Genomic DNA, 11,150 nt, shown 5'->3' with positions numbered 1-11,150 from the left:
CCAACTCATGTGCTCTCTCCTGTCTATTGTAATCGAATGGTTTCCGTTCCGCTGTCCAGAACCACCATATAGCGGTTGCCGGAGAGCCGGAAGATATTTTCCACATTGCCCTCTTTTATCGTTCCCCGATATCTGCAATATCCTTTTACGGTATAGATTCCCACTTCTTTTTCATTGTATACAAAAATCTGATCTTTGCTGATCGCCACATGATCAAAAGCGAAATCCACGGTAAACGTTGCCTTTTCTCTTCCGCCTGTCGTATACAGGGCGATTTCATACGGCTGCTTTTCTTTTCCGCTCTTATAGGCAAGCCCGACATACTGGTCATCATGGAAAACACTCAGGATATCATCATCCAGAGTGATCTGATTGCTCTCTTCCGGAATCTGTTTTCCGCTGTACGTCAGAAAACCATCATCCGAAAATGCCAGCGCCTGTGCGTCACTCAGATAGTCTACCTGTGGAATCAGGGTTCCCACATAATTATAACCACTGACCTGATTGTCCATCTGGTTTTGTCCGGTATTTCCAAAGTTGTAAAATGCCATGAAACTTGCCGGCTGGTTATTTTTCACGCACAGATAGGACACCGCCATCAGCTGTCCGTTGTCTGAGAGGGAAAGATCTACCGGATATCCCGGGCTGTCCACACTGGTTTTCGCAGTCACCAGTTCGTTTCCCTTTTTGTCATAGACATGGATCCATGTCGTCTCCCCGTCCGCAAGAATCACACCTGTGATTCCCTGCGGATTGACGCAGACCTTCTCTACCGGAAGTTTTGTCTGAATGTCCACAACTTTTCCGTCGATATTATAAACTCCGATATCGGTTTCTTTTTTGTCATAGATCACGCAGTATTCGCCACGCATGGCTACTACCGGATTTTCCATAGTCTGCGGTGCATTCCACACTTCTTCTCCCTGCGCATTCAGAAGTGTCACGCCGTCACCGCCGTATTTTAACATATAATCGCCAAATTCCGCATACGCAGCTGTCGTTGTTGTATCTTCCAGCTCCGTCCGTGTGATCACCTTATAGCTTTTAAACTGCCACCGGTCCACCAGGATCTTGCCGCCGATCGCAAGGCCGGCAACTACCACGAGCACCACGCCTGTAATCACAAGTTTCTTTTTGCTCCACCGGAATTTGGGTCGATTCCGCTTCCATTCTTTTATCTTCTGCACAATCTTCATAATTACCCCTTATTTCCTTTTGTACTGCCTTTAATCATAGCACATTGTCTTCCCTTCGGCAATTTCTATTTCCGCTTACGGCGTCGCTTAGTTACTATTCACTAGAGCGTGTCTGAAAAAGGCTTTTCGTGAGCTGCGAGTCTCAGTTTGTGGGAGATTTTATCCGAATGAGGGCGGCGTAGCGGGCTACGGCAACCGAATGAGGGTAAAATATACCGCAAAGTGGGGCTTGCAAATTGCGGAAATGATTTTTCAAACACGCTCTAGTAATATCCCGCGAGGCGTTTTTTGTGAGCGAAGGTCACAGAAAACCCGAGACATATCGCGCGAATTTATGCGATCAGCATAAATTCTGTGCATCGTACAGCGTGTTACTGGGCACGGAGTGAACAGTAGCACGCTTATGACTCCGGTAACAGGAGTTTCCCCCCTGCATAAATGATATCCTCCGGGGAAATTCCGTTCAGCTGGCAGATCTCATCGATCCGGCTGATCGTTCCATAGCGTTTCTGGCAGATACTTGTGAGCGTATCCCCTCTCTGGATCGTATAGGTAATGGTCTTAATATCGGCTGCTGCCTGCTGTTCTTCCTTTTTTTCTTCTTTTTCTGCTGAGGGCTGCAACGTTGGTGTACTGCTTTCTTCTGAAGCTTCCTGGTTCGCCTGCGGATTCAGACTCTCCTGTGTGTTTCCCTGTGTCGGAACCGGTGTCAGACTCTCCTCCGGCTCATCCGTCACTGTCGGGGAAAGAAGCGGCTCTTCGACAGCCTTCTGTGCTTCGCTGGTCACTGCAACACGCTGGCTTCCCGTCTGCACCGCCTCCTTCGCGTTCTGATACTGGTTCAGATAGGGCAGTCCCACCGCAAGCATCGCAGCCGCACAACAGGCTCCTGCCAGCCAGCGATTTCGCACCGGATGTTTCTTCGCCTTCTCTGCTTTCTCCGCTTCCGTTGTCTCTTTTTTCTTCTCCCGCGCCGCTCTCCGAAAATCAATCACCGCACGGTCCGGCACATGTTCGGTCTCCTCGATGGATTTATTTTCACTCCTGTCGATCATATACGCCTGCATCGGATCATTTTTTTCATAATAGATAAAATGTCCCGGCATCCGCACCAGCTGATTATTTTCATAGACATAAAAAGCCTCTTCCATCTCCCCCGGTTCCATCAGAAACAGCACTTTGTCATTTCCTGCAAAATGATCCAGATGCGTCTTTCGGATCTCTTCGGTGATCTCCATGTTAAATCCGGGAAATCCAGCAAACCAGCCGACGATCTCCTGCTCCGGGAAATATTTTTTGCTGTCCTCATACACCTGTCCCCAGACTTTATCGTCAAACCGGATATGTTCCGGCGAAAGTTCCAGATCCCGGATCTGCAGGGCGCTTCGGATAAAAATATAATCGCCCTGGCTGGTCCAGTGGCAGGAACCGAACAGAATCGCCGCCACCTCATCTCCGTGGGGATTCCGCGCGATCTTTTTCAAAAAGGTGTAGACATAGTCTTCCATATATATTTTTTTCTGCCCTTTGATCTCTCCGATTTGTCTTACGTTGTTTGGCAGTTTCACACATTCTGCATTTTCCTTTGTGTTATCGGTTTCTTCTTTATAGATGACTTCGATCATACTCTTCACCCCTTTTAGAACCCAGTATACGCCGCTTTCTGTGCGGATTTTGCCGCTTTGTGCAGGAAAATACGGGGTTTTTAACGACATTTTCCGCAGGTTCTTTCTTGTTTGGAAAACCGTCGGGCATATTTTTTCGTCTCTCCGGGTACAATATAGGTAAATATTTGATGTTATCACACAGAAAGGACGCGTGATCCGAATGCGCAGAGAAGTTTCGTATTATATCAGAGAGAAGAAACGCACCGCCAGCAATGAACTGGCGCATGTGCTGAAAAAATGTATCGGTCAGATCGATCGTTCCTGGAAGGAGATCATCATTCTGTGCATCGGAAGTGATCGGATCACAGGGGACAGTCTGGGACCTCTGATCGGTCAGCAGCTTTCCCGGTATCGCTGGAAAAATATTCATATCTACGGAACGCTGGATGCACCGGTTCACGCCCTCAATCTGGAATCTACGCTTTCCGGCATCAAAAAAAGACATCCGTCTGCGCTGATTCTCGCAGTGGATGCCTCTCTCGGTTCTCAGAAACATATCGGGTATATTACCGCCGGTATCGGTCCGATCCATCCGGGATCCGGAGTGCGCAAAAATCTTCCGGCGGTTGGCGATCTCTATATTACCGGAATCCTCAACGCTTCCGGTTCTTTTGAACATTTTCTGCTTCAGACTACACGGCTTTCCTTCGTCGTGCAGATGGCAGATACCATCACCGATGGGATCTTACGGACTTTCTCACCGGTCTATGAGCGGCGCGGTCTTCTTCCTGACGGATGGTTCCACCGGGAAGAACGGCGGGATCTCTGCTGGGCGAAAGAGGATTCCGGACTTGCAGCCCTCTCCATCGAAACCAGTTCCGGCAGCATCTCCTGAAGCAGATCTGCCCGGGGCACTTTCGCAAAGATCTGTTTTAAAAACCAGGCAAATGGTTTGCCCCAGTATTTATTCTGTATTATTTTTGCATAATGATTCATGATCTCCCGTGAGCCACAGTATTTGTCTGTCAGACAGATCACATACGTTTCCGGATATCTTGGCGGGATCACGGATACCGGCCACATATGTTTGGTGATCACTTCTTTTTCCACCTTGTTTAGATGAAAATATTTGCAGGCATTCCGATAGGCAGTGATCGGATGGGTGATGGCGTGCAGCCGGTCACCCGTCTCTTTCCGGTGTTCTCTCCAGTCATACAGGAACAGATCGTGGAGCATGCCGCCTCGCGCCGCGGAACGGGCATCCAGACCTAATTTTTTGCAGATTTTATAATTGTTATACGCTACATCCAGACAATGCTCGTAGCAGTCCGTATCACAGTGCTGATAAAATTTTTTCATCTCCAATACTGCCGGATGACCGACGATATCACGGATGCACTCATAAAACTCCAGATTTTCTTTCGTGTGCTCTCTCCGTTTTCTTCTGAGATTCTCCCGTGAATCTTTTGCCCGTTTTCCTGACATTTTTTCTGGCATTTTTCTGATCTCCTATTATTTTCCGTACCATTTACCGTACAGACATATTTTCCAGCTTTGCAAAACATGTACTCTCGGAATCTTTCTGCACTTGCTTTTGCGACTGGCGGAAAATCAGCCGCAAAAGCAAGTGCAGAAAGACTCCGAGAGTACATAAACAGGGAATGGAGAAAATAACTCTCCATTCCCTGTCTTATTATACCGTAAGTATTCTCTTACTGTAAAGTTCTGTACACTTTAATTTTTTCTTAAATGTAATTACTGGATATACGCTTTTACCTGCTCGTATACACCCTGTCCGTCCAGTTTGTATTTTTCCAGAAGTTTTACTGCCGGACCGGACTCGCCGAATACATCCTGCACACCGATCTTCAGTACCGGAGTCGGAGCTTTCTCGCACAGTACGTCGCATACTGCGCTTCCCAGACCGCCGATTACGGAATGTTCTTCTACGGTAACTACTTTACCGCATTCTTTTGCTGCTGCAACAACCAGTTCCTCATCCAGAGGTTTGATGGTATGGATGTTGACTACTTTCGCCTCGATACCGTCAGCTGCCAGTTTTTCAGCTGCTTCCAGTGCAGAGTTTACACACAGACCGGTAGCGATGATTGCCACGTCTTTTCCTTCTCTCAGGGTAACACCTTTTCCGATCTCGAATTTGTAATCCGGACGGTCATTGATCACCGGCACTGCCAGACGACCGAAACGCAGGTATACCGGTCCCTGATATTCGTATGCTGCTTTTACAGCTGCTCTTGCTTCCACATCATCGGACGGGTTGATGACAACCATGCCCGGGATGGTACGCATCAGGGCGATATCTTCGTTACACTGATGCGTTGCACCGTCTTCTCCTACGGAAATACCGGCGTGTGTTGCACCGATCTTTACGTTCAGGTGCGGATATCCTACAGAGTTTCTTACCTGTTCAAAAGCACGTCCTGCTGCAAACATTGCAAAAGAACTTGCAAACGGAACTTTTCCTGCGGTGGAAAGACCTGCTGCGATACCGATCATATTACACTCAGCGATACCACAGTCAATATGGCGTTCCGGAAATACTTTCTTAAACATACCGGTTTTGGTGGCAGCTGCCAGGTCTGCATCCAGAACTACCAGGTCTTCGTGCTCTTTTCCCAGTTCTACCAGGGCGTTACCATAACTTTCTCTGGTTGCAATTTTCTTTACTTCTGACATAATGCTTCACCTACCTTTTTCAGATCTTCCATTGCTACTGCATACTGCTCGTCGTTCGGAGCGGTTCCATGCCAGCCTATCTGATTTTCCATGAAGGATACGCCTTTACCTTTTACGGTGTGAGCGATGATTGCTGTCGGCATTCCTTTGGTTGCTCTTGCTTCTTTGAATGCTGCATCGATCTGGTCAAAATCGTTACCGTCGATGTTGATTACATGGAAGTTAAATGCTTCGAATTTTTTATCAATCGGATATGGAGAACAAACTTCATCGATTGCTCCGTCGATCTGCAGATTATTATTATCTACGATCACTACCAGGTTATCCAGTTTGCGGAATCCTGCCATCATGGAAGCTTCCCATACCTGTCCTTCCTGAATCTCACCGTCACCTAACAGTGTGTATACACGATAATCGGCATTGTCCATCTTGCCCGCGATCGCCATACCTACTGCTGCGGAGATTCCCTGTCCCAGAGAACCGCTGGACATATCTACGCCCGGGATATGTTTCATATCCGGATGTCCCTGCAGGTAAGATCCCAGATGACGTAAGGTTTCCAGATCTTCTACCGGGAAATATCCTTTCAGTGCAAGTGCGCTGTAAAGACCTGGCGCTGTATGTCCTTTGGACAATACAAAGCGGTCACGATCTGCTTTTTCCGGATCTTTCGGATCCACGTTCATCTCTTCAAAATACAAGTATGTGAAAATATCTGCTGCTGATAAAGATCCGCCCGGATGTCCTGCTTTTGCAGCATGAACTGAGGTTACGATTCCTTTGCGGACTTCATTTGCTACTTTCTGAAGCTCCAGTTTGTTCATTCTGTACTCCTTTCCGTACACTGCTTAGAATTATTGCTCATTCGCCGTCTTAGTATGCCACATTTTGAAAAATATTGCAAGACTCTATACCTTTAATACGTGTTATTATTCGCCGAATACTGCTCTGTAATCATCCTGGAATTTTTTGATTCCGGCATCGGTCAGCGGATGTTTTGTCATCTGTTCAATGACTGCGTATGGAACGGTTGCGATATCAGCACCTGCCAGTGCACAGTCGGTTACATGGATCGGATTTCTTACGCTTGCTGCGATGATCTGTGTGTCCAGACCTGCTACCTCGAAAATCTCAGCGATCTCACGGATCAGATCCACACCTCTTGTGGAAATATCATCCAGTCTTCCCAGGAACGGAGAAACATAGGTTGCACCTGCTCTTGCGGCCAGCAGTGCCTGGTTTGCAGTAAAGATCAGTGTTACGTTTGTCTTGATGCCTTCTGCTGTCAGCACTTTGCAGGCTTTCAGACCTTCTACTGTCATAGGGATTTTTACAACCATGTTCGGATGGATTGCTGCGATCTCTCTTCCTTCCGCGATCATGCCTTCTGCGTCTACAGTCGTTGCTTTTACTTCACCGCTGATCGGTCCGTCTACGATAGAAGTGATCTCTTTGATGACTTCTTTAAAGTCTCTTCCCTCTTTTGCGATCAGGGACGGGTTGGTGGTAACACCACAGATCACGCCCATATCATTTGCTTTTTTGATGTCTTCTACTTTCGCGGTATCGATGAAAAATCTCATTATTTTGTCCTCCTGTTTTTCCTGAAATCTGCCGATCATTTCCGGCGTTTTTTATTTTCTGCCCTCAGTATAGCAGGTTTATTTTCACGGTCAACAAGAGTGAATTTTTATTAATAACATTTTTTATTAATAGTAGCGGATTATTAATCGTTATATGATACGTTTTTCATCGTTTATCTTGAGTTTTTTCTTTATTTTCGCTATTTTCTTATTTATTTTATTATTAATATTTTCAGAAAAACCATTTATTTTTTCTTTTTTTCGCGGTGGCTCTCATCCGGCGCATATCCGGTGCTTCCGCGGACGATCAGACGCGGTTCATACTCGATATGGTAAATACTGGTAGGCTCGTCTCCCTTGCGGTAACTCTTCTGCGATTCGATCTTTCGAAGGATAATGTCACAGGCATCCCGCCCTTTCTGATCCACGAAATGTTCCACCGTTGTGAGTCCGATCGTGTGGAACCGGGAAAACAGGGTGTTGTCGCATCCAACCACCGAGATATCCCCCGGGATCCGGTACTGACGCTCGAGAAGGGCATCCATTGCCCCAAATGCCATCATATCATTCAGTGCCGCGATCGCTGTGATCGGACAGTCTTCCCGGAGCAGTTCCACGGTCAGATCGTATCCCATCCGGTACTCCGATTCAATATTCGGAATCTCCGTATCTTTGCTGTCTGCCGCGGAGCACACCAGCACATAATCCGAAAGTCCCGCCTTTTCAAACTCCATCAGAAAACCGCCCACACGTTTCTGTCGCTGATGCTGCCGCGCCGTCAGCGGCGGTGCGATAAATGCCACATCCCGGTGTCCAAGTTCGAGCAGATGACGCGCCATCAGGATCCCCGGTTTCTGATTGTTCAGAGCTACCGCATCAATGGAAAATTCATCGTCACGGTTACTGATGACTACCACCGGAATCTCCCGGGAGAGTTCTGCCACCTGTCGGCTGAAACTCGGATTGCAGGCGTAAATAATCCCCAGCGGCTGCACTTCCCGCATCATCCGCAGATAATTCTCTTCGATCTTCAGATCCCTCTGGGTGTTGCAGACAAACACGCCGTATCCGTATTCCTTTGCCATGGCTTCGATGCCCTGCAACAGCATGACATAATAGGGGTTCGTCAGCGTTGGACAGAACACGACCAGAAGTTTTCTGCTCTTTGCCGACCGGCGGATCCGCTGTTTGGGCAGATGATAATCCAGCCTTTCCGCCGCCTCCGTCACCTGACGGATCGTCTCTTTGGAAAAAGATACGTTATATTTTTTATTTAATATCATAGAAACAGTGGCCTGGGAAACTCCTGCTTCCCGGGCCACATCCATAGAAGTTGCTTTCTTCTTTGCCATCGTTTTTTCCTTATAATTCTACGCGTCCTTCCAGCGCACGCAGTAGTGTTACTTCATCGATGTACTCCAGATCACCGCCGACCGGAACGCCGCTTGCGATACGGCTCACTTTGATACCGGTAGGTTTGATCAGTTTGCTGATATACATGGCTGTCGTCTCCCCTTCCAGACTGGAATTGGTGGCAATGATCACTTCATCCACATCTTTTTGCAGACGCAGCATCAGCTCTTTTAACCGGATATCTCCCGGACCGATCCCCAGCATCGGGGAGATGGCTCCATGGAGGACATGATACACGCCCTCGTATTTGCCGGTTTTTTCATAAGCTGCCAGATCTCTTGTATTTTCCACAACCATGATCTGCTTATGGTTCCGCTTCGGATTGGCACAGATCGGGCACAGTTCCTGATCGGTCAGCGTGAAACATTCTTTGCAGTATCTGACATTCGATCTCGCGCTGGTCATCGCACCCGCAAGCTGCTCTACCTGATCCTGCGGCATGTTGATGATGTGAAATGCCAGACGCTGGGCTGATTTTGCGCCGATGCCCGGAAGCCTTGACAGCTGTTCAATTAACTTGCTGATATGACTGCTGTAGTATTCCATCTTAGAACGGGAATCCTCCACCCAGACCACCGGTCAGTTTGGACATCACAGCCTGTGTCTCAGCTTCCATCTTGCGGAGTGCCTCGTTGGTGGCTGCCATGATCAGATCCTCTAACATTTCTACGTCATCCGGATCTACGACTTCTTCTGCCAGTTTGACTTTGGTCACTTCTTTTTTACCGCTTACGGTTACTTCTACGGCTCCGCCGCCTGCTGCTGCCGTAAATTCTTTCTCTTCCAGCGCTTTCTGGTTCTCTTCCATCTGTTTCTGCATCTTCTGCGCCTGTTTCATCAGATTATTCATATTACCAGGCATACCCATGCCGCCTGGAAATCCACCACGTTTTGCCACGATTGGTTCCTCCTGTTTTCTCTTAAAATCATTCATTATTCATCGTCCGGTTCTTCTTCTACCACGATATCCATGTGAACCGTCTGTTTTAATATATCATCAACGGAGATTTCTGCCAAGTCCTGATGCATATTTGTTTTCTTTAAAAGCATCTCCACTTCCACGGTTTTCCCCGTCATTTGCAAAATCAGACTCTCGAGTAACTGCTTTTTGTCCGGATCGTCCACACAGGTCTGCGCCAGATCATTCGAGAATTCCACATATAATTTATTCTCCCCGGTATTGCCGTTATATTTCGGCACGGCAGTTGTTAAAAATGTCTTGAACATTCCCTGTGTCTGCATCACGATACTTTTCCAGTTTTCCTTGATCCGCTGAAGATCCTCCGGAGCCGCTTTCTCCGGTTTCTTTTCCGGTGCGGACGGAACTGCCTGCGTTGGCTGTGCCGGACTGCCATCGTTCCTTCCAGCATAACCCGGAAGTGGCTGAACTGCCGCCATCGGAATTCCTTTTTCCATCTGTTCTTCCAGCACCCGGAGACGGTCCAGGACAGAATCCAGGTTCGTTTCCATTGCAGGTTTACATAATTTGATCAATCCCACTTCCACCAGCACCCGCTTCTGTGTGGCATTTCGCAGATTGTTGGAAAGTTCGGATAATACACGGATATAGCGCATCAGTGTATCGGTATCGATCAGCTGGCTTTCTTCCTGCAGCGCTTTCAGATTTTCCGAAGATACATCCAGGACTTCTTCCGCGTCTTCGGAGGTCTTGACCAGCAGAAGATTTCGCAGATACCAGGTAAAGTCATTGACAAACTGTCCCAGTTCTTTTCCATTGACCAGAAGATCTTCCAGGATATGGATGCAGCTTGTGACATCCTGTTCCAGCACTTTGCGGAGCAGTTTGCTGAACACTTCCGTATCCACGGTTCCCAACACTTCCAGCACCTTATCAAAGGTCAGTTCCTGTCCCAGATAGAAGGCGATGCACTGATCCAGAAGACTCAACGCGTCTCGCATGGAACCGTCTCCCGCCTTCGCCACATAGCGAAGTGCTTTCTCCTCCACCGGAATCTGTTCTTTCTCCATCAGTTCCCGCAGCCGTCCGGCGATCGTGTCGATGGAAATACGGTGAAAATCGTACCGCTGACACCGAGACTGGATCGTTACCGGGATCTTGTGGGATTCGGTCGTCGCCAGAATAAAGATGACGTAAGACGGCGGTTCCTCCAGTGTCTTTAACAGTGCGTTAAATGCACCTGCTGACAGCATATGCACCTCATCGATGATATACACCTTGTATTTTCCCTGTGTCGGACGGTAGGTAACCTCCTCCCGGATCTCACGGATGTTGTCGACACCGTTGTTGGATGCCGCATCGATCTCGATCACGTTCATGGATGTTCCCGCCTGGATCGCTTTACAGGTCGGACATTCGTTACAGGGACTTCCATCCACCGGCTGCTCACAGTTGACCGCTTTCGCAAGGATCTTTGCCACGGTCGTCTTACCGGTTCCACGGGTTCCACAGAACAAAAATGCGTGACCGATACGGTCCGCACGAATCTGATTTTTTAATGTTGTTACAATATGATCCTGCCCTTTGACATCCTCGAAGGTGTCCGGACGGAACTTACGATATAGAGCGGTATAGCTCATGTTTCTCTGCCTCTCCTCAATCTGTCAATTTTAATATACAATGTTACAAAGAGATAGGGCTGTCGCAAAGACCAGCCCCTCTCCGTCTATCGTAT

Annotated in this window: 11 protein-coding genes and 2 pseudogenes (1 of these 13 cut by a window edge); 2 read left to right on the top strand and 11 right to left on the bottom strand. The window is 47.9% G+C overall.

Annotated features, from left to right (window positions below):
* Together ETP43_RS01750 and ETP43_RS01745 are read right to left on the bottom strand one after the other, a co-directional pair.
* Nucleotides 1-9 carry the 5' end (the start) of a CvpA family protein gene (locus ETP43_RS01750; protein ID WP_022398524.1) on the bottom strand. 693 nt of this gene lie to the left of the window's left edge, so 9 of the gene's 702 nt are visible here — the first part of the coding sequence; the start codon lies at nucleotides 7-9; the stop codon falls past the left edge of the window.
* A 14-nt stretch (nucleotides 10-23) separates the two neighbouring features.
* Nucleotides 24-1,196, bottom strand: a complete 1,173-nt coding sequence (locus tag ETP43_RS01745; protein ID WP_129256919.1) for a DUF5711 family protein — start codon at nucleotides 1,194-1,196, stop codon at nucleotides 24-26.
* A gap of 112 nt (nucleotides 1,197-1,308) precedes the next feature.
* Here ETP43_RS01745 and ETP43_RS18180 point away from each other — a divergent pair.
* Nucleotides 1,309-1,410: pseudogene (locus ETP43_RS18180) on the top strand (DUF6783 domain-containing protein); the annotation flags it as partial.
* A 187-nt stretch (nucleotides 1,411-1,597) separates the two neighbouring features.
* On the opposite strand, the gene ETP43_RS01740 reads toward ETP43_RS18180, so the two are convergent.
* Nucleotides 1,598-2,821 (bottom strand): LysM peptidoglycan-binding domain-containing protein, encoded by a 1,224-nt coding sequence (locus ETP43_RS01740; protein WP_164979571.1) that lies wholly within the window; start codon nucleotides 2,819-2,821, stop codon nucleotides 1,598-1,600.
* 202 nt (nucleotides 2,822-3,023) lie between these two features.
* On the opposite strand from ETP43_RS01740, the pseudogene yyaC reads away from it, so the two are divergent.
* Nucleotides 3,024-3,536 (top strand): annotated as a pseudogene (gene yyaC, locus ETP43_RS17425) (spore protease YyaC); the annotation flags it as partial.
* A 32-nt stretch (nucleotides 3,537-3,568) separates the two neighbouring features.
* Here yyaC and ETP43_RS01730 read toward each other — a convergent pair.
* From ETP43_RS01730 to dnaX, 8 genes are all read right to left on the bottom strand, one after another.
* Nucleotides 3,569-4,300, bottom strand: coding sequence for an HDIG domain-containing metalloprotein (locus ETP43_RS01730; protein WP_243114154.1), 732 nt, complete (start codon nucleotides 4,298-4,300; stop codon nucleotides 3,569-3,571).
* A 258-nt stretch (nucleotides 4,301-4,558) separates the two neighbouring features.
* A complete protein-coding gene (locus tag ETP43_RS01725; protein WP_022398596.1) occupies nucleotides 4,559-5,500 on the bottom strand; it encodes a transketolase family protein in 942 nt (313 codons plus the stop codon).
* Nucleotides 5,488-6,324, bottom strand: coding sequence for a transketolase (locus ETP43_RS01720; RefSeq protein ID WP_129256916.1), 837 nt, complete (start codon nucleotides 6,322-6,324; stop codon nucleotides 5,488-5,490). Before ETP43_RS01720 ends, ETP43_RS01725 begins: the two co-directional genes overlap by 13 nt.
* A gap of 105 nt (nucleotides 6,325-6,429) precedes the next feature.
* A complete protein-coding gene (gene fsa, locus ETP43_RS01715) occupies nucleotides 6,430-7,083 on the bottom strand; it encodes a fructose-6-phosphate aldolase (RefSeq protein ID WP_022398598.1) in 654 nt (217 codons plus the stop codon).
* Nucleotides 7,084-7,328: 245 nt separating this feature from the next.
* On the bottom strand, nucleotides 7,329-8,435 hold the full coding sequence (locus tag ETP43_RS01710; RefSeq protein ID WP_129256915.1) for a LacI family DNA-binding transcriptional regulator: 1,107 nt from the start codon (nucleotides 8,433-8,435) through the stop codon (nucleotides 7,329-7,331).
* A gap of 10 nt (nucleotides 8,436-8,445) precedes the next feature.
* Entirely contained in the window at nucleotides 8,446-9,042 is a 597-nt protein-coding gene (gene recR, locus ETP43_RS01705) for a recombination mediator RecR (protein ID WP_022172020.1), read from the bottom strand.
* 1 nt (nucleotide 9,043) lies between these two features.
* Complete coding sequence (locus ETP43_RS01700) at nucleotides 9,044-9,394, bottom strand: YbaB/EbfC family nucleoid-associated protein (RefSeq protein WP_022172019.1); 351 nt, start codon at nucleotides 9,392-9,394, stop codon at nucleotides 9,044-9,046.
* A gap of 35 nt (nucleotides 9,395-9,429) precedes the next feature.
* Nucleotides 9,430-11,055 (bottom strand): DNA polymerase III subunit gamma/tau, encoded by a 1,626-nt coding sequence (dnaX, locus tag ETP43_RS01695; RefSeq protein ID WP_129256914.1) that lies wholly within the window; start codon nucleotides 11,053-11,055, stop codon nucleotides 9,430-9,432.
* Between the last annotated feature and the right edge of the window lie 95 nt (nucleotides 11,056-11,150).

Origin of the sequence: Blautia faecicola, from assembly GCF_004123145.1 — a bacterium.
In the GTDB taxonomy this organism is placed as follows: domain Bacteria; phylum Bacillota; class Clostridia; order Lachnospirales; family Lachnospiraceae; genus Oliverpabstia; species Oliverpabstia faecicola.
Note: the sequence above shows the minus strand (reverse complement) of the source record. Positions and strands in the feature narration are given on the sequence as shown.

Bases quoted from the DNA above. Each gene is read 5' to 3' on its own strand.
- ETP43_RS01725 (WP_022398596.1), bottom strand. From the start codon at position 5,500: ATGTCAGAAGTAAAGAAAATTGCAACCAGAGAAAGTTATGGTAACGCC.
- fsa (WP_022398598.1), bottom strand. From the start codon at position 7,083: ATGAGATTTTTCATCGATACCGCGAAAGTAGAAGACATCAAAAAAGCA.
- ETP43_RS01745 (WP_129256919.1), bottom strand. From the start codon at position 1,196: ATGAAGATTGTGCAGAAGATAAAAGAATGGAAGCGGAATCGACCCAAA.
- ETP43_RS01730 (WP_243114154.1), bottom strand. From the start codon at position 4,300: ATGCCAGAAAAAATGTCAGGAAAACGGGCAAAAGATTCACGGGAGAAT.
- ETP43_RS01710 (WP_129256915.1), bottom strand. From the start codon at position 8,435: ATGGCAAAGAAGAAAGCAACTTCTATGGATGTGGCCCGGGAAGCAGGA.
- dnaX (WP_129256914.1), bottom strand. From the start codon at position 11,055: ATGAGCTATACCGCTCTATATCGTAAGTTCCGTCCGGACACCTTCGAG.
- ETP43_RS01720 (WP_129256916.1), bottom strand. From the start codon at position 6,324: ATGAACAAACTGGAGCTTCAGAAAGTAGCAAATGAAGTCCGCAAAGGA.
- ETP43_RS01740 (WP_164979571.1), bottom strand. From the start codon at position 2,821: ATGATCGAAGTCATCTATAAAGAAGAAACCGATAACACAAAGGAAAAT.
- recR (WP_022172020.1), bottom strand. From the start codon at position 9,042: ATGGAATACTACAGCAGTCATATCAGCAAGTTAATTGAACAGCTGTCA.